The sequence below is a fragment of the Citrobacter sp. Cpo065 genome, from assembly GCF_030332805.1.
Classification (GTDB): Bacteria; Pseudomonadota; Gammaproteobacteria; order Enterobacterales; family Enterobacteriaceae; genus Citrobacter; species Citrobacter portucalensis.
In genome coordinates, this window is record NZ_JAOWHC010000020.1 from 398,860 (window position 1) to 417,742 (window position 18,883).

Here is an 18,883-nt window from a genome sequence, read left to right on the forward strand (position 1 = left end):
ATATATAAAACATACGATTAGTGAATTGAATTTAAATAAAAAAGCCTGGTATTAATAAATAACACCAGGCTGCGGGTTTAATTAATTAGCGAAATGTTTTTCTGAAATTCAACATAAAGCCTTTATCGTTGATGTTGTCCTCTTTCCACTGGTAAGCGTCCAGATTCAGGCTGGCGTCTTTGGCGCTGTATTTGACACCGACCGTCGCCAGGCCGTTGATGCCTCCGCCTTTTTGATCGTCGTCTACGCTAAAGGACTGGCCTGCGGCACCTTGCAGTGACGCAGTACGCTGGCTTTTGCTGTAGCTCAGGTTCGGACCGCCTTCCAGCGTGGCGCTGGCGCTCCAGCCATTTTCACCGGTATAGTCGAACTTCATTCCGACAATGGAATCCACAGCGGTTTCGCTGCCAGCGTTCATCGACAGATTGAAATCACCCGCACTACGCTCTTTATAGCTGCCTTCCAGCGTATGACGGAATTTCACCCCGGCGTACGGCGTGACTTTCAATGTATCGTTGAGCATGGTGAAGGTTTTCGCCCCTTCGCTGCGGAACTCAAGATACTGCTGACGTGCGTTGGAATCCGCCACCTTGTTGGTGTCGCCATAAGAGACAGAACGGCTGCTGTCGAGGTTGTGTACGTCATAACGCAGGCTGTTCTTCCACGCCAGACCTTCATTAAACGCCATGCTGTGCTTCAGACCAAAGAACTGGCTGTAGCCGCCGGTCAGGCCGTTGTCGCCCGCGGTCTTCGAACCGTCACCGTCCAGGCGCGCGATACCGTACTCCAGCGTCAGATTCTGGCTGGCGGTGAGATCCAACGACTGACGTAATGCCAGCATGTCGTACTGGGTATCGTTGCCCAACTCAGCGCGCGGGTCGCCTTTCGCTACGACGTTGAACGCCAGGCCATCTTTAATTTGCGGCGCGGCATCGGCCAGCATGGTAAAGCGGTTGCTTAGCACGCGGGCTTCACGGAACGCGGTGATAGCCTGACTGCCGCTCACCTGCTTAAGCGCGTTGTTCAGTTCAGCGGTGGAGCCAACGTTGAGGCTGGTGTACAGCTCGTTGTTGGTGTAACCGGCGTCGAGCGCCTGCGCCACGTCACTGACGGAACCATCGGTCGCCACATCGGCATAGGCGTTTTTGGTCATGGTGACGTCAACGTTGCCGCTGGCATCGGTGCTGCCCTGTGCATTCCACACCACGGAGGTGGACTGAATGGCACCTGCGTCGGACAGGTTGCTGCCCTCGACCACGTTGTCAAAGCTGACGGTGGTGTCGGCAGTACCTGCGGTAAAACCGGTGTTAATCTCCACGCCGTTCATGCTGGCATTGCTGACCATCAACTTACCGGCGCTGCCATCAGCGCTGGTGCCGACCACATAGCCCGACAGGTTGTTGGTGGCCGTTGAATCTGCACTGTCGCTGGTGGTAACGGTTGTCGTGCCATCGGTAATAGCAGGTTCCGTGGGGGCCGTGAAGTCAACATAATGCACTTCCGTACCGTCACCGTTTTCGCCGCTGCCTTCAATGGTTTTACCATCCTGCTTGATAAAGCCGGAGCCAGTCACGTTGTCATCAATGTAGACTGTGCCGTTATTGACGATATGACCGTTACTGCCCAACTGGCTGAAGGCGTAGGAGTTGCTGGCGTAAATATTGATGGTGCCGTTATTTTCGATCACCGCATCGGATTTGGCATCTGATTCCAGCTGCATCCCGACCATGCCGGTTTGCGTGGTGCCTACTGTACCTACATTGATAGTGCCATTATTGACCATCTTCGCGCTGCTGTGCGCGGACATCGCCACATTGTTAGTTTTATCAATGTTGATGGTGCCGTCGTTAATGGCTTTACTGCCGCCATTATTTTTCGAGGTAGTGACCTGTCCGTTAATGACGCCAGTGCTGCCGTTGTACAGCGTGTGCCCGCTCCCGCCAGTGGCGATATCGGCATCGCTGTTCACTGTCCCCCAGTTATTGAAGGCACCGGACCACAGGGCGTTATCTGCCAGCGTCATCACGCCGCCTTCAAGATTATTGAGCGTACCGTTTTTATCGACGGTGCCGTTATTAATGACACCCGCGTTATTGACGGTTGCGGCAGCGGTAAATTTGAGTTTATCGACTTCGCCGCCAGCGTTGTTGTTCAGTACCGCACCACCCGATGCGCCGGTCCAGTCCGTCACGATGCCGGTATTGTTCATGGTGCTGGACCATTGCTCAACCGTGTTCATGGACCCGCTGTTGTTGATAATGGAACCTGCGACGGTGGTGCCGGTTTTCCCGGTCACGGTGCCTGTATTGTTGAAGACACCGCCGTCAACGGAGACTGCCGCTGTTGTACCTTCGTTGGTATAGGTGCCGCCTGTTGCAATACTGACGCTGCTGATGCTGCCGGTGTCGGCATTGGTTAAATCGCCGTAATTTTTAACGATGACCTTGCCGCCGCTGACGGTGCCCGCGTTGCTAATGTGTACGGTTTCCGTTGCGACCGGATTGGTAATGATGGTTTCGCCGGTAAGCGTTTCGCCTGCGGCGGTAATGACATCGCCATCAGCAAAAGTAAGGGAAACGTTGCTGTCGGTTGGGTTGTAGTCGTCGCTGCCCTGGCAGTTGCTGTCATAACAGACCGTACCGTAGTTAACCACGGTACTTTTGCTGTCAGTCAGGAAAGGCTTGCCGTAATTGGCATCAATATTGATGGTCCCTGTGGTGTCGTTAATCACGATGCCACCATTCAGCGCCGCCATGCCCACCAGTTGGTTATCATCGGTTTTGGTGACGCCTGCATCGGCGGTCAGGTTAATAGTGCCCTGGTTAATGGCTGTGCCGCCGTTAAGTGCCATCATACCGAAGCCCGCATTATTGACGGTAATGGTGCCTGTATTGGTGGCGGTTGCATCGCCATAACCACCGTCGGTGGTGCCTGCCACCATTGCCGAGCTGGTCAGATAGAGTTGTGATGGTGACCAGTAGCTTTTGCTGGCGACGGTATTATCGTCGTTCAGCGTCGGGACGAAGCCGTCCAGGTAAATATCTCCGGCATTGAGGGCCGTCCCTTTACTGGCGGATACGCCATAGACCCCCGCCCTCTGGAGATTTATTGTGGCGCCTGCCTCGTTGCTCACTTCGCCGTAGTTTTCCGCCAGCATGGCGTACAGCGTATTGCTGTACCAAATCAGCGGGAAGGTTCCTATTCCTCCATCGCTGCCTGGGGTTAGTGACGATACCAGCGTGATTGATCCTCCCGCTGCGTTGCTAACTATCGATCCTTGATCGGTAGCCGCAGTGATTGCATTACGGTTGTCATGACCGCTTGTGGCATAGGCGCTAATATCGCCACTGTTTTTTGCCTGTGCGCCGCTGCGGGCGAATAATAGGGCGACAGCGCCGTCATCAACGATGGCTCCCTGATTATCGATCGATGAACCCTGGCCTTTTGCGGTTAGTATTGCGTTGTAGGTGTAATGCTCACTGGGCAAAACTGTTTCTGTGATTTTAATTACAGAGTTTTGGTCTAACGTTAAGCTGCCGCCGTTTTGTACATTTGCCAGTGTCACTGACCCGCCGGGGAGGGTGGTGATATTCAATGTGGACTCACCGCTTAATGTGACACTGCTAGCTCCGTCTATATTTATGCCTGTAACAGACGATACTTCGCCATCGCCATTTTCGGCGTAGTTGATATCAATACCGCCCATCAGATTGACGGTATTGCCATCACCTTTGACCGTGAGGCCGTATGTATCCAGCCACTGTCCACTTACCGTGCTCACATCGCTAACATTGATGTTAAGCGAGCCGGTTAGATCCACCTGATTGTTCGTGCCGCTGACGGTGATTCCCTGGAGGGTATCGCTGTTGCTGGCCATCTGGCTATCTGCGTCATAGTCACCGCTGATTGTGACGTTGCCGGTAATATTCAGCGTATTGTTATCACCCGCCATATCGAGGCCCTGTGCACCACGGTATAGGCCGTTGCTGTCCTCGACAGCGGTCACATTGATATCACCATCCAGCGTTGCCTGTGACGAGTCGCCACTCATTTTTGCGCCAGTACCATTCAGGCTGATGTCGATATTCCCTTTATTATGAAAGACATTTCTTTCACCATCGATCACAAAACCCACGGAGTTTGCATCGCGCACGGTCGCGTTGCCGGTGTTTTTGATTTCGTTACCCGCCCCGTCAGTGACGATACCCGTCGCGCCGTTGGTGACCAGCATGTCACCTGCCTGAGTCAGGCTATTATCATTTCCATCAATGACTGCAGCGATAGAGCCCGCGCCATCCACGGTGATATCACCCGTATTCGCGATTCGGGAATTATCGCCCGCAATGACGGTACCCGTTGCGCCCTGCGCAATGGTTTGATCTCCTTCGCCAATAACCAGCGCCTTATTTCCCGCGATGTACAGCCCGGTTGACCCCGCGCCGGAGACCGTTGAGTCGCCGGTGTTATCAATCACCGCACCGTCACCGGTTATTTTGGCTCCGCTCGCGCCGTCGGTAACGTTTAGCTCACCATCGTTAGTAATGCGGGTTTTGTCGCCGGCGATGCTGATACCGATAGAGTCTGCGCCGCTGACATCGGTGGTGCCGATATTATCGAAGGTGGCGCTGTTGCCGTTAATCAGGATGCCCGTTGCGCCGTCGGAAATATCCTGCTTCCCTTCGCTGTTAATGGTTGCGTTGTCGCCGTCAATATATAGCCCGGTAGAACCTGCGCCGCTGGCGGTGGTATCGCCTTTGTTGTCGATGAGGACATCATCACCGGTAATCTTTGCCCCGGTAGCGCCGTCGGCCACATAGAGTTCACCATCGTTGATAACGTGCGAGTTGTCGCCATTGACGATGGAGCCGGTTGAACCTTGACCGCTGATGTTAGAGGTGCCGGTATTCGCCACTGTGGTTTCGTTGCCATCGATCACCATGCCGGTGCCGCCACCTGTGACGTCAATGCCACCGGAAATGCGGGTGGTGGTGCCGTTACCTGAAATCAGTGCGCCGGTTGCGCCGTCGACGGTGCTTTGTCCTGAAATTGTATTGGTGGTGTTGTCACCGGTAATGACGATGCCGACCGCACCATCGCTGACGGAGGAATCACCGCTTAACGCGTTGTTTGTCCGATCGCCGGAGATGATGACGCCGGTTTTACCTTCACCACGGGTATCAACCCCGCGATCGGCAACGTGTGACTCGTCGTCGCCCGTTGCAACGGTGGTTTGATCATCGGCAACGATCAGGTATCCCTGGCTGTCATATTTCCAGTACAGGTCACTTCCTTGCACCGTACCTTCAATGACGGCGGCATTCTCGTCGGTCACTTTCCAGTCGGAAACCAGCAGCGTTTTACCGTCTTGTAACGCGATCTGCCACCGATCGTCCTGTTCGACGTAATTCCATACGGCGCCGCCGAGGTCCGTGCCGCTATCCAGCTTGATGCCGTCAAATGTCAGTGTGTTCAGGCCTTTATCGATGGTGACGCCGTTACTGAAGGTAATAACAGAGGTATCATCAGGTGGTGTAGGTGTTACATCGCCGCCATCGTCATCGGGAGGCGTGGGCGTTACATCGCCGCCATCGTCATCGGGAGGCGTGGGTGTTACATCGCCGCCATCGTCATCGGGCGGCGTGGGTGTTACATCACCGCCATCGTCATCGGGAGGCGTGGGTGTTACATCGCCGCTATCGTCGTCAGGAGGTGTGGGCGTTACATCGCCATTATCTGATGGGGTTGCCGGAGTATCATTATGGTGGGAATGGCCGCCGCCATTGTTATCGATACCTATCGCTACACCAGCTGTTAGCGCAGCGACACCACCTGCGACCCATCCCCAGTGATTGTTTTGTTCTGTATAATCTGCCAGGCAGCGTGCGGAGAGTTTGTTACGTTCGGCTTTTGATAATACGGATATATCAGTAGGGCAATCATTGTCATCGTCGCTACTATCTGCGGCTATCGCCGGGAGATAGTAAGTTTGCAACGCAAGAGCAATACCCACAGCAATGAGTTTTTTCCTTTGCATAATCGACATCCTTAAATAAATACGCACAAAATATGCCATTGAAGGCATAAATTTATTTCGAGGTAATTTATTATTTTGCCACTGAATGACCGTGCTTCGTCAAATTACTCAATGGTCATGTATTATTTAGGATGTGAATTAGATTTATGGGTTGTACGGATATAAATAGGGTATTTTACGTGTTTTTTATAAATTAGAGCGCAGATTCATTTTGTTGGTGAATGAGTTTAGTCTTTCTTAATTCAGGTTTGAGAATAAATCATGAATAATAAACGAGAAAATAAATGCCCTGAGAGTCAGGGCATTTATTTGCATTCAATTAATGGTTTGAGAACCAGTTCAGCTTATCGCGAAGGCCTACCACACGACCAACAATAATTAACGCTGGGCTTTCAACCTGTTGCGCCAACTCTCTTAGCTGAGTCAGCTCGCCATTGACGACACGCTGTTTCACGGAGGTACCGTTTTCTACCAGGGCGACGGGCATATCGGGCTGCATGCCAAATTCGATCAATTTTTCCTGAATCGTGGCCGCCTGGTTCAGCCCCATGTAGAACACCAGCGTTTGTTTCTCTGCTGCCAGGTTTTCCCAGTCCAGCTCACCGCCGGTTTTCAGGTGTCCGGTAACCAGACGCACGCTCTGAGCGTAATCACGATGGGTCAGTGGAATGCCGGAATAGGCAGAACAACCGGAGGCTGCGGTAATACCCGGCACTACAGAGAATGGGATACCGGCATGGCACAGCGTTTCCAGCTCTTCGCCACCGCGGCCAAAGATGAACGGGTCGCCACCTTTCAGTCGTACCACGCGCTTGCCCTGTTGTGCTTCACGCAGCAGGATCTGGTTGATCTCTTCCTGCGGTACGCAGTGATAGCCCGCACGTTTACCGACGAACACTCGGTCTGCATCGCGGCGTACAAGGTTCATGATATCGTCGGAAACCAGACGGTCATAGACCACGACATCCGCTTGCTGGATCTGCTGTAGCCCTTTCAGCGTCAGCAGGCCGGCATCGCCAGGACCGGCGCCAACCAGCACCACTTCACCACGGTGATCCAGCGGTTCGCTGAGCATTTGCTCAGTGGTTTCCTCGACGGCTTTCAGGTCATTGTTCGCCAACGACTGCGCCAGGCGGTCATTCACGAACAATTTTTCCCAGAAGCGGCGACGTTCACCCATGCTGGCAAACTGTTGCTTCACTCGGGAACGCAACTTGCCGGCATACTGCGCGACCTGGCCCAGATGCTGAGGCAGTACGGATTCAAGCCTTTCACGCAGCAGACGGGCCAGCACTGGCGATGTCCCGCCGGAGGAGACCGCCACCATCAGCGGTGAGCGGTCGATAATGGAGGGCATGATAAAACTGGCTGCTTTTGGCGCATCGACCACGTTGCAGAAGATACGACGTGATTCTGCGGCGGTGCTGACGCTTTGGTTGACGGCATCGTCATCGGTGGCGGCAATAGCCAACCAGCAGGTGTCGAGCAGGGACTCATCGAACGGCCCCTCAACCAGCGTCAGCATGTTTTCATCTGCCCATACTTTGAACTGCGGAATAAACGCCAGCGCATTAACCGTTAAACGGGCGCCCGCTTCCAGCAGTAACCGCGCTTTGCGTTCTGCGACATCACCACCGCCGACGATCAAGCAGTCGCGGTCACGTAGTTGACAAAATATAGGCAAATGATCCACGACATTACCCCTTAATTATTGGCAGCAGCCTCTGGCTGATTGATTTTTGCCGGAGCCGGACGCTCCGATTTTGGCGTAGCATACCAATAACCCAATCCCATGAATACGACACCGGACAAAGTATTACCGAGTGTCACCCACAGCAGGTTATGACCAATTCCTGACAGGGTATAGGCTTCGCTGTGGTGGCCGAACCAGGAGAGGGCAAACAGCGTCATGTTGGCAACGGAGTGCTCGTAGCCGGAAGCGATAAACGCCAGCAGACACCACCAGATAGCGAGGAATTTTGCCGCGCCTTCGGTACGGATTGCCATCCAGATTGCCAGACAAACCAACCAGTTACACAGTGCGCCTTTAAAGAACAAAACCATTGCAGGCGCGGTCGTTTTCGCCAGAGCAACCGAATGGACGATGCTGGTATCGACCGGCAGCAGGCTACCGCCACCCCAGCTGTAAAGCAGGGCGACAAACACGGAACCGACCAGGTTACCCAGCCATGTTTTTGGCAGGATTGCCCACATCTGACCGTGGCTGATGGTGCCCGCTTTGACGCCGAGCGTCAGAAACATGGTGTGACCGGTAAACAGTTCCGAACCGGCAATAATGACCAGCGTTAAGGCGATACCAAAGGTTGCACCCATCACCAGCGGACGAACGGACGGGTCGAGCAGATTACCGAGGGTGAAAATAAGAATGATGCCGAGACCCACATAGGCTCCCGCCATTGCCGAACTGATCCAGAATCCAAGCGGGTTATTAGCCGACAGGCGTGCGATGCGCGCAGCGTTAGCCGCACACTTATTAATAGTGTCTGTGAACATGTGTTGATTATCCTTGAAGTACAAACAATAAAAAGAAATCGTAACCGTAGGCCGGACAAGGCATTTATGCCGCCATCCGGCAATGTGCCTGTGCAATTGCCTGATGGCGCTACGCTTATCAGGCCTACCATTAAAAGACCTACAAATACGTCAAAAAAGGGGAGGCGTTGCGCCTCCCAAAATTAATTAACCGCGCAGTTGCACCGTGCCGTCTTTCACTCGCGCTTCGTAATGTTTCACGGAGAACTGTTCGTCTTCCATGCACAGACCGTCGCTTAAGCGAAAACGCTGTTTTTTCAGCGGGCTGGCAACCCACAATTCGCCCTGATGTTCAGCAATCAGCCCACGAGAAAGCACGCTGGACTCAAAGAACGGGTCGATGTTGCTGATCGCAAACACCTGGTCGCTGTGATACGGGCGGAAAATCGCAACCTGCTCGTTACCTAACAGGGCGCAGACGCCTGTTGCAGGCAGAATGTCATCGATTTTGCAGATGTTTTTCCACTGGCTCATGCGTTTTCCTCCACCAGAGTCACCGGGATACGCTCATAAGGCGTGGCCGGACGATGTTGTTCACGTTCAGGCACAACCTGGACATTCGGATCGCGTTTTTCGCTGTTGATAAAGTGTTTGAAGCGAACCTGCGCGGATGGGGTGTTAACGGTTTCTGTCCACTCACACACCACAGCTTCACGCAGACGGGCCATCTCTTCTTCAAGATGCTGGTTCAGGCCCAACTTGTCGTCGATGATGACGGACTTCAGATACTCGATACCGCCTTCCAGATTGTCTAACCACGGTGCGGTACGGGTCAGTTTGTCGGCAGTACGGATGTAGAACATCATGAAACGGTCAAGGTACTTGAGCAGCGTTTCGCGATCGATATCCGCTGCCAGCAGGTCTGCATGACGAGGTTTCATCCCGCCGTTACCGCAAACGTACAGGTTCCAGCCTTTCTCAGTGGCGATGATACCCACGTCTTTACCCTGAGCTTCCGCACATTCACGGGTACAGCCGGAGACGCCGAATTTCATTTTGTGCGGGGTACGAATGCCTTTGTAGCGATTTTCCAACTCCACGCCGAAGCCCACGCTATCGCCGACGCCGTAACGGCACCAGGTGCTGCCTACGCAGGTTTTTGCCATACGCAGCGCTTTGGCATACGCGTGACCGGTTTCAAAACCGGCTTCAATCAGCTGACGCCAGATTTCCGGCAGGTCATCTTTCTGCGCGCCGAACAGGCCGATACGCTGAGAACCGGTAATTTTGGTGTACAGGTTAAATTCACGCGCGATACGGCCCACAGCTACCAGGCCTTCAGGGGTAATTTCGCCACCCGCAGAGCGCGGGATCACGGAATAAGTACCGTCTTTCTGGATGTTCGCCAGGAAGTTGTCGTTGGTGTCCTGCAACGGCGTGTGCTGCGGTTTGAGGATGTACTCATTCCAGCAGGAAGCCAGCAGGGAACCTACGGTAGGTTTACACACTTCGCAGCCGTAACCTTTCCCGTGTTTTGCCAGCAGCTCTTCGAAGGTTTTGATGCCTTCTACGCGGATGAGATGGAACAGTTCCTGACGTGAGTACGGGAAGTGTTCACACAGGTTGTTGTTAACTTCGATACCCTGTTTCGCCAGTTCGGCGTTCAGGACCTGCGTTACCAGCGGGATACACCCGCCGCAGCCGGTACCGGCTTTGGTTTCCGCTTTCAGCGCCGCAACGGTATGGCAGCCCTTGTTGATAGCGGCAACCAGCATGCCTTTGGTGACGTCAAAACAGGAGCAAATCTGCGCGCTGTCCGGCAGTTTATCGACACCGATAGACGGCTTACCGCTGCCTGCGTGTGCTGGCAGAATCAGTGAATCCGGGTTTTCCGGCAGTTCGATGGCGTTCAGCACCAGTTGCAGCAGATTGCCGTAATCGCTGGTGTCGCCCACCAGAACCGCGCCGAGCAGGGTTTTGTTATCTTCGCTAACGATCAGGCGTTTGTAGACTTCTTTGCTTTCGTCGAGATAGACGTAGCTACGTGCGCCCGGCGTGCGCGCATGCGCATCACCAATACCACCGACGTCAACGCCGAGCAGCTTCAGCTTGGCGCTCAGGTCCGCGCCTTCAAAGGCATTTTCAGTTTCGAGAATATGGTCAACGGCAACCTGCGCCATTTTATAGCCTGGAGCGACCAGACCATACACGCGGTTGTTCCAGCTGGCGCATTCGCCGATGGCATAGATGTCCGGGTCAGATGTCTGGCAAGTGTCGTTAATGACGATCCCGCCGCGTGGCGCGACGTCCAGACCGCACTGGGTGGCCAGTTTGTCGCGTGGACGAATACCGGTAGAGAAGACGATGAAATCGACTTCCAGTTCGCTACCGTCGGCAAAACGCATGGTTTTGCGCGCTTCGGTGCCTTCCTGAACGATCTCTTTGGTGTTTTTGCTGGTGTGCACACGCACGCCCATGCTTTCAATTTTGCGACGTAACTGCTCGCCACCCATATGATCCAGCTGTTCAGCCATCAGCATTGGGGCGAATTCAATCACGTGGGTTTCAACGCCGAGGCTTTTCAGCGCACCGGCGGCTTCCAGGCCCAGTAGACCACCGCCGACAACAGCACCGCGTTTGCTGCGGCGCGCGCAAGACTCAATCGCGTTGAGGTCTTCGATGGTGCGGTAAACGAAGCAGTCCTGGGTTTCCGAACCTTTAATCGGTGGGATCCACGGGTAAGAGCCCGTCGCCATGATCAGCTTATCGTAGTAAACCGTACGACCTGCGCTGGAGTGGATCACCTTCTCCTGGCGGTTAATGGTAATTGCGCGCTCGCCCACTAACACCTTAACACCGTGCTTCTCGTAGAATCCTTCACGCACCAGAGAAAGCTCTTCGGCGGTGTGGTGTGAGAAGTAGGAAGACAGGTGTACGCGGTCGTACGCTTTGCGGGGTTCTTCACAGAAGACGGTAATATCAAAATTGGCAGCGTCGGATTTATCAAGAAGATCCTCAATAAAGCGATGGCCGACCATACCATTACCGATAATAGCGAGTCTGACTTTGCTCATTTTTGCCTCGATTTCTTTTCTATTACTGCCTACCTTAACGATTCAGCAACCGCGCTTATTGATACAAATCAAATTCGCCCTTATATACTCCTTAAGAGGTATATAACTGATTTGTCAGCATTTTTATAAGTGACGGAATTATTTGGGTTTTCGTGTTTGTATAAATAGCGTACAAATTAAGGGGTTTTTGTAAGAATTGGCCTACATGACCAGTGAAAGAAGAGGAGGGTGAGAATGTGCCGGATGATGTGGATACCATCCGGCAGTGAGATTAATGCGTTGCTGGGGCGTTATGCTGGCGATGGCGCGTGACAAACCCAAGAATAAAGCACATCACGAATACAACCGCATACAAGCCGTTAGCTGTTTGCAATGCCGCCTGCGGGCCGCTGTGTGCCACGATAGGGCCGGTGACGACGAAAGTGAGCATAGTGCCGATGGTGCCGCAGGTCAGAACGAAGTTAACCAGTTTGGGTGAGGCGACCTTCGTCTGCTGGGAGCCAAGGGTAATGATGGTGGTATAAATCGCACTGGAGAAGAAGCCCAGCGTCATAATAAACCACGGCATATGCTCTGGCGTACCGGTGATAAACAGATACATCAGGACGGTAGCCAGACCCGCCAGTACGGTCAGGATACGCTGCAAATCGAAGAAACGCAGAATAAAGCTAAATGCCCACATGCCAACCATGTAAGACATCCAGAAGTCGCTGACCAGTTTACCCGCATCGTTCAGGCTCATGCCCAGACTTTTGGCGTACTCCGGGACCCAGGAGATAAAACCCAACTGACCGAGGATGTAGCACAGTGCAGCGATCGCCAGAAACAGCACGCCAATCCCCCATTTTTCTTTTACTACCGGCGCGTCTGACTGCTGAGCGTGTTTACCCAGTGCCGGGAATTCACAACCGAAGGTCAGCAGGAAAATGGCGACGTATACGAGGCCGATGCAGGCATAGACCCAATACCATTCGATGCTGCGCGCTAACAGGAACGCGGCAACCATCGGGAAAATCATGCCGGCCATGCTGAAGAAGGAGTCAGTAAACAGCAGGCGGGAACCGCGCTGGCGACCTTCGTACATTTGAGTTACCAGGAACGTACCGATCGACATGGTAATACCGCTCACCAGGCCCAATACAAACATGGCGGCGGAGAACAAGGCCAGGCTATGGCTGAACATCAGTCCGGCAACGGCCAGTACCATCAGGATAAAGCCGAAGCGCAACTGGGTTTTCAGTGGCACGATTTCCATTAACCATGCATTCAGAAAGATAGAGATCAGAATGCCGGCATTCAGGAAGGTGAAGGTGTTACTCATGCTGGAAACGGGCAAATGGAAGTAATCTGCGATGTTTCCCATCACCATCCCGGTGACAATTACCAACGCACCTGTCAGGGCGTAGGAGAGAAAGCTAATCCATGTGAGCTTGATGCGATTGCTGTTAGTCATGACTGGCCTGTATAGAAGTGTAAGGCGCATTGACTGCGCCATGAGCGGGCAGATTTTAGGCGCTTTAGTGACGCATTTAAATATTTATCGGTAATAACTTGGTGCGTTACATTTTTCTATGTGATCTTGATCACATTGATACTTGCAGCCATGAGGTTACATTTGTTTCAGGTACGTAAAATTAAGTAAAGGGATGGCCTTGTCCTTGAAGGCTCTTTAGAATCAATTCACTTGCTTCATTTCTGCTCTTGTTAAGGAATTCTCATGCTCAAATCGACTCTGGCGGCTGTTGCAGCTGTTCTCGCTCTTTCTGCTCTCTCTCCCGCAGCACTGGCAGCAAAAGGTGATCCACATGTTCTGCTGACAACCTCTGCTGGTAACATTGAGCTGGAGCTGAACAGTCAGAAAGCCCCGGTTTCAGTGCAAAACTTTGTCGATTATGTCAACAGTGGTTTCTATAACAACACCACGTTCCACCGTGTGATCCCAGGCTTCATGGTGCAGGGCGGCGGTTTTACCGAGCAGATGCAGCAGAAGAAACCTAACCCGCCAATCAAGAATGAAGCCGATAACGGACTGCGTAACACTCGCGGCACGATTGCTATGGCGCGTACAGCGGATAAAGACAGCGCGACCAGCCAGTTCTTTATCAACATTGCAGATAACGCTTTCCTCGATCACGGCCAGCGCGACTTTGGCTACGCTGTTTTCGGTAAAGTTGTGAAAGGTATGGATGTCGCGGATAAGATCTCTCAGGTACAGACCCATGATGTCGGTCCATACCAGAATGTCCCGTCAAAACCGATTGTTATCCTTTCTGCTAAAGTCCTGCCGTAATCGTATCTTGCGCGGGTAGTTCTTGCCCGCGTTCACCCCTCTCTCTGCGTAACCCGAAATTGCTGCTTATACTTGTGGCAAGTGTCGGCTCATTCAGGGAGGTCACGTGAAAAAACTCACCGATAAACAAAAGTCCAGGCTGTGGGAACAACGGCGAAACGCCAATTTCCAGGCCAGCCGACGGCTGGAAGGCGTAGATATTCCACGGGTTACTCTGAGTGCTGAAGACGCCCAGGCGCGTCTTGAAGAGCTGAGGAGGCACTATGAGCGATAAATTCGGTGATGGTCGCGACCCGTATTTATATCCGGGCCTGAATGTCATGCGTAACCGTCTGGGGATTCATCAGGCGCAGCGTTTAGCGCAGGCGGCTTATGAACTGACAGCGCTGCGTGCGGCGACTATCGAATTGGGGCCGCTTAAACGGGGCTTACCGCACCTGTGCGCCATTCATCGCCAGCTGTATCGGGATATTTTTGACTGGGCGGGACACCTGCGTGAAGTCGATATTTACCAGGGCGATACTCGCTTTTGCCACTTCGCCTATATCGAGAAAGAGGGCAATGCGCTGATGCAGGACCTGGAAGATGAGTCCTGGCTGGTGGGATTACCGGAAGACAAGTTTGTCGATCGTCTTGCGCACTATTATTGCGAAATCAATGTGCTGCATCCGTTTCGCATTGGCAGTGGCCTGGCGCAGCGTATTTTCTTCGAACAGTTAGCGATTCATGCCGGGTATATGCTGAGCTGGGATGGCATTCCGGTTGAGGAGTGGAATCAGGCTAATCAGAGCGGGGCGATGGGTGACCTGTCTGCACTGCGGGCGATATTTCGTAAAGTGGTAAGCGAAGCCCCGGAAACTGAGTAGAATAGCGCGGTTCTTATGTACCGGAGCCGCCATGATCCTGCTTATTGATAACTATGATTCTTTTACCTGGAACCTGTACCAATACTTCTGCGAACTGGGCGCTGATGTCCTTGTCCGGCGCAACGACGAGCTGACGCTGGCGCAAATCGACGCGCTGAACCCGCAAAAAATCGTGATTTCCCCTGGACCATGCACGCCGGATGACGCCGGTATCTCACTGGACGTTATTCGTCATTTCGCCGGTAAGCTTCCCTTGTTGGGTGTTTGTCTTGGCCACCAGGCGATGGCGCAGGCCTTTGGCGCGAGCGTGGTTCGGGCGGCTAAAGTGATGCACGGTAAAACCTCGCCGATTACCCATACCGGGCAGGGTGTTTTTCAGGGACTCGCTAACCCATTAACGGTGACGCGCTACCACTCTCTGGTGGTTGCCCCTGAGACGCTTCCCGAGTGCTTTGAGGTGACGGCCTGGAGTGAAACGCAGGAGATTATGGGCATTCGTCACCGCGAGTGGGATATGGAAGGGGTACAGTTTCACCCGGAGAGTATTCTCAGCGAACAGGGGCATCAGCTGCTGGCTAATTTTCTCAATCGCTGATTTGTAGTTGCTATTCAGTGATTTTTTATTCATATTTTGTGATTATAATTTCACTGGCGTTTCTGCTTAACAGGGTGGTAATGACATGGCAACTGAACAAACTGCAATTACGCGCGCGACATTCGATGAAGTGATTTTGCCGATTTATGCACCGGCTGAGTTTATCCCGGTAAAAGGAAAAGGGAGTCGAGTGTGGGATCAACAGGGCAAAGAGTATGTTGATTTCGCGGGCGGCATTGCAGTGACCGCGTTAGGGCATTGCCATCCGGCATTGGTTGAGGCGTTAAAAACCCAGGGTGAAACCCTGTGGCATACCAGCAACGTATTTACCAACGAACCGGCGTTGCGCTTAGGCCGTAAAATCATTGATGCGACCTTTGCCGAGCGCGTGCTGTTCATGAACTCCGGTACTGAAGCCAACGAAACCGCCTTTAAGCTGGCGCGCCACTATGCCTGCGTGCGTCATAGCCCGTTCAAAACCAAAATCATTGCCTTCCATAATGCGTTTCACGGCCGTTCGCTGTTTACCGTGTCCGTTGGTGGGCAGCCGAAATACTCCGACGGCTTTGGGCCAAAACCGGCGGATATCATCCATGTCCCGTTTAACGATCTGCATGCGGTCAAAGCGGTGATGGACGATCACACCTGCGCGGTGGTGGTTGAGCCTATTCAGGGAGAGGGCGGCGTCACTGCGGCAACGCCGGAATTCCTGCAAGGTTTGCGTGAACTTTGTGACCAGCACCAGGCGCTGTTGGTATTTGATGAAGTGCAGAGCGGGATGGGGCGTACCGGCGATTTGTTTGCCTATATGCACTACGGCGTGACGCCGGATATCCTCACCAGCGCGAAGGCGCTCGGTGGCGGCTTCCCGGTAAGTGCGGTGTTGACCACTCAGGAGATTGCCTCCGCGTTCCACGTGGGTTCGCACGGCTCCACCTACGGCGGTAACCCGCTGGCCTGCGCGGTAGCGGGGGCAGCGTTTGATATCATCAACACGCCGGACGTGCTGGGAGGCATTCAGGCCCGGCGTCAGGCGTTTGTCCAGCATTTGCACAAGATTGATCAACAGTTCGACATTTTCAGCGATATTCGCGGGATGGGGCTGCTGATTGGCGCCGAGCTGAAGCCGCAGTTTAAAGGCCGGGCACGCGATTTCCTTTATGCCGCCGCGCACGAAGGGGTGATGGTGCTGAACGCCGGGCCGGACGTAATGCGTTTCGCGCCGTCGCTGGTAGTAGAGCAGGCGGATATCGATGAAGGGATGCAGCGCTTCGCGCAGGCGGTAGCGAAGGTGGTGGGCTGATTGCCGGATAGCGGCGCGAGCGCCTTATCCGGCTTACAGGGTAAGGTGTGATTCGTTGGCCGGATAAGCGTAGCGCATCCGGCAAATCTCTTAACCCTTCATGTCCCGTAGTCGGCGGCTCAGCCAGATCCCGTGGTGCGGTCGCTGACGCCATGCTACCGACGAAATGGTATGCATGGTGTTCAGATGCCCAAGAACCCGCTGCAGATGCTGCTCAAGGGTGCTTAACGGACCATGGGACAGCATCTCTGGCGCTTCGAGAATATTCACATCTCCCGAGCTTCCCGGCCCATCATATTCCAGCCGCTGCTGACAGCGCTGGAGTGCAATTTCACAGGACTCCAGATACCGCTGCGCCAAATCCGGCGTCAGCATCGTATGTTCCCTTGCCAGCGTGGTCATCGCGTTGATGTGTTCAACGATGAACTGGCTGTGCGTGACCCACAGTTTCATGTCTGCAAGGTAGTGCGAGTTAAATCCCGGCTCCTGCATTGCCTGGTTCAGCGAGTTGAACAGCGTGTTTTGTGTCTGGTTGACGCGCATGCGTTGATACGCCAGCGGCGTGGCCTGTGGATCGTTGCTGAGGATCAGACGAATTGCCTCCTGGTCGGCTTCTAACGCATCGTGGGCGTTCTTACGCAGCAGACCGCTCTGCCACTGTGGCCACAGCCAGAGCGTGCCGCCAAAGGCGATTAAGCAGCCAATGACCGTATCGACAAACCGCGGCACGATAAACTCTTCCCCGTTCAGCGTCAGCAGTTGCAGGGTGTATACCGCCGTTACCGTAAAACCGACGGTAGCCCAGCCGTAGTTTTTACGGATGATCAGATAGCTCACCAGGGTGATCAGCAGCATGGCCGCCAGCGTGAAACCTTCGGGAATATGAAAGTGCAACGTGACGCCGGCAATAACCAGTCCAACGAGCGTACCTACGGAACGGTGTAAGATGCGCACCCGGGTCGCCCCGTAGCCATTTTGCGTAACAAACAGGACTGTCATCAAAATCCAGTAAGGCTTTGGCAGGTGTAAGGCGCTGCCCATCAGGCTGGCGATACTCAACATAACGCTGATGCGTCCGGCATTGCGCAGCGCTGGGGATTTCAACGACAGGTAGTTTTTCAGGGCAGGGATCAGCGGCAACCGACGCTGCTTGTCAGCCATTAAGTCACGGGCATATAGCGGGCGCTGGGTCCGTAGCACGCGGGCAATACGGCTGAAGTGCCAGTAGCAAAATTGCCCCACCGGATTGTCCGGATGCTGCCTGGCTATTTTCTCCAGCGTGCCAATCTGCTTTTCCATCGAGAAACGGGTCGGCAAGCGGTGATACAAAATATCATCGGCCAGTACCCGAAGGCGTTCGGCGACGGTTCGCGCGTTCCAGCGAATTACCTGCTCCGCGTGGCTACGCTCAACCAGTTTTTGCACTTCTTCTGGCTGGTGGAGGCTAACGGAAATATGCTCCTGTAAATCCAGCGCCTCCTGGAAAGCACGCAGCAGGCGTTTGTATTCGTTGTTGTGATGTGCTGACAGCATATGCATTTGCTGATAGCACTGGGTAATCAGATCCACCGCCTTTTGTTGGCGAACCAGCAGGGGAGGCAGCGCTTTTTCTGGGTCGGCATGCTGGGTCAGCATGCTGTACTTGGCTTCACAGTAATCGGCTAATTCACGGTACAGCAAGCTGAGCGATTCACGGAGCGGTTGCTCGCGCCACATCCAGAACCAGAACCAGTTGAACAGGCCGTACCATAACGTGCCCAGCGCGTAAATCAGCAGCGGCTCCCAGACGGGCATATTCCCGGCCAGGCTGAGCGTGAAAATCGCCGCGATTAGCGAGGCTGGCAGTAATCGCGCATGCAAGGGGCTTAGCTCGGCGGTTACGCCAAGAATCAGCGTCAGGCCGGTGAGGATCAATGGTAGCGGTATAGTTTGCGCAAGCAGTAGCTGCATGATCAAGCTGCACCCGGCAAACAGCGATGCACCAATGACTAAGCGTTTGAAAAAGCGCTTGTGCGGGGTATCAAGACCGGCAATGTTGCAGCAGGCAGGGACGAGGGAAAAGAGAAGCCCCAAATGAAGCTGACCGATGATCAGACCAACAGCCACAGGTAAACATAGCACCAGCGTTTGTCGTAGTGCGTAGTTGATCTCTGGGTGGTATATCAGTCTTCGCCACATCGGAGTAAACAAAAGTGGCGCATTACTGGGTAACGCGCCACTTCGATGGG

The 18,883-nt window shown here is 53.7% G+C and carries 12 protein-coding genes; 5 read left to right on the forward strand and 7 right to left on the reverse strand.

Annotated elements, in window-relative coordinates; genetic code table 11:
- Nucleotides 1–85: 85 nt before the first annotated feature.
- From OGY68_RS04750 to tsgA, 6 genes are all read right to left on the reverse strand, one after another.
- The gene (locus OGY68_RS04750; protein ID WP_286616861.1) at nucleotides 86–6,034 is read right to left on the reverse strand and encodes a pectate lyase-fold domain-containing protein; all 5,949 of its coding nucleotides are present in this window, start codon (nucleotides 6,032–6,034) and stop codon (nucleotides 86–88) included.
- A gap of 319 nt (nucleotides 6,035–6,353) precedes the next feature.
- Nucleotides 6,354–7,727, reverse strand: a complete 1,374-nt coding sequence (gene cysG, locus OGY68_RS04755) for a siroheme synthase CysG (protein ID WP_057067147.1) — start codon at nucleotides 7,725–7,727, stop codon at nucleotides 6,354–6,356.
- An 11-nt stretch (nucleotides 7,728–7,738) separates the two neighbouring features.
- Nucleotides 7,739–8,548, reverse strand: a complete 810-nt coding sequence (nirC, locus tag OGY68_RS04760) for a nitrite transporter NirC (protein WP_008786308.1) — start codon at nucleotides 8,546–8,548, stop codon at nucleotides 7,739–7,741.
- Nucleotides 8,549–8,734: 186 nt separating this feature from the next.
- Nucleotides 8,735–9,061, reverse strand: coding sequence for a nitrite reductase small subunit NirD (nirD, locus tag OGY68_RS04765; RefSeq protein WP_003023590.1), 327 nt, complete (start codon nucleotides 9,059–9,061; stop codon nucleotides 8,735–8,737).
- Nucleotides 9,058–11,601 (reverse strand): NADPH-nitrite reductase large subunit, encoded by a 2,544-nt coding sequence (gene nirB / locus OGY68_RS04770; RefSeq protein ID WP_008786307.1) that lies wholly within the window; start codon nucleotides 11,599–11,601, stop codon nucleotides 9,058–9,060. Before nirB ends, nirD begins: the two co-directional genes overlap by 4 nt.
- Before the next feature lie 271 nt (nucleotides 11,602–11,872).
- Nucleotides 11,873–13,054, reverse strand: coding sequence for an MFS transporter TsgA (gene tsgA / locus OGY68_RS04775; RefSeq protein ID WP_032945197.1), 1,182 nt, complete (start codon nucleotides 13,052–13,054; stop codon nucleotides 11,873–11,875).
- A 264-nt stretch (nucleotides 13,055–13,318) separates the two neighbouring features.
- On the opposite strand from tsgA, the gene ppiA reads away from it, so the two are divergent.
- The 5 genes from ppiA (at nucleotide 13,319) to argD (ending at nucleotide 16,655) form a co-directional block, all read left to right on the forward strand.
- Nucleotides 13,319–13,891 (forward strand): peptidylprolyl isomerase A, encoded by a 573-nt coding sequence (ppiA, locus tag OGY68_RS04780; protein WP_003023595.1) that lies wholly within the window; start codon nucleotides 13,319–13,321, stop codon nucleotides 13,889–13,891.
- 106 nt (nucleotides 13,892–13,997) lie between these two features.
- Nucleotides 13,998–14,165 carry a FicA/YhfG family antitoxin gene (ficA, locus tag OGY68_RS04785; RefSeq protein WP_065772013.1) on the forward strand — a complete coding sequence of 56 codons (168 nt, stop codon included), beginning with the start codon at nucleotides 13,998–14,000 and terminating at the stop codon, nucleotides 14,163–14,165.
- Complete coding sequence (locus OGY68_RS04790; protein ID WP_005121664.1) at nucleotides 14,155–14,757, forward strand: putative adenosine monophosphate-protein transferase Fic; 603 nt, start codon at nucleotides 14,155–14,157, stop codon at nucleotides 14,755–14,757. The genes ficA and OGY68_RS04790 overlap by 11 nt, the downstream gene beginning before the upstream one ends.
- 31 nt (nucleotides 14,758–14,788) lie before the next feature.
- A complete protein-coding gene (gene pabA / locus OGY68_RS04795; RefSeq protein WP_048236932.1) occupies nucleotides 14,789–15,352 on the forward strand; it encodes an aminodeoxychorismate synthase component 2 in 564 nt (187 codons plus the stop codon).
- An 85-nt stretch (nucleotides 15,353–15,437) separates the two neighbouring features.
- Nucleotides 15,438–16,655 carry a bifunctional acetylornithine/succinyldiaminopimelate transaminase gene (argD, locus tag OGY68_RS04800; protein ID WP_008786303.1) on the forward strand — a complete coding sequence of 406 codons (1,218 nt, stop codon included), beginning with the start codon at nucleotides 15,438–15,440 and terminating at the stop codon, nucleotides 16,653–16,655.
- 90 nt (nucleotides 16,656–16,745) lie between these two features.
- On the opposite strand, the gene OGY68_RS04805 is transcribed toward argD, so the two are convergent.
- Nucleotides 16,746–18,833, reverse strand: a complete 2,088-nt coding sequence (locus OGY68_RS04805; protein WP_008786302.1) for a YccS/YhfK family putative transporter — start codon at nucleotides 18,831–18,833, stop codon at nucleotides 16,746–16,748.
- Between the last annotated feature and the right edge of the window lie 50 nt (nucleotides 18,834–18,883).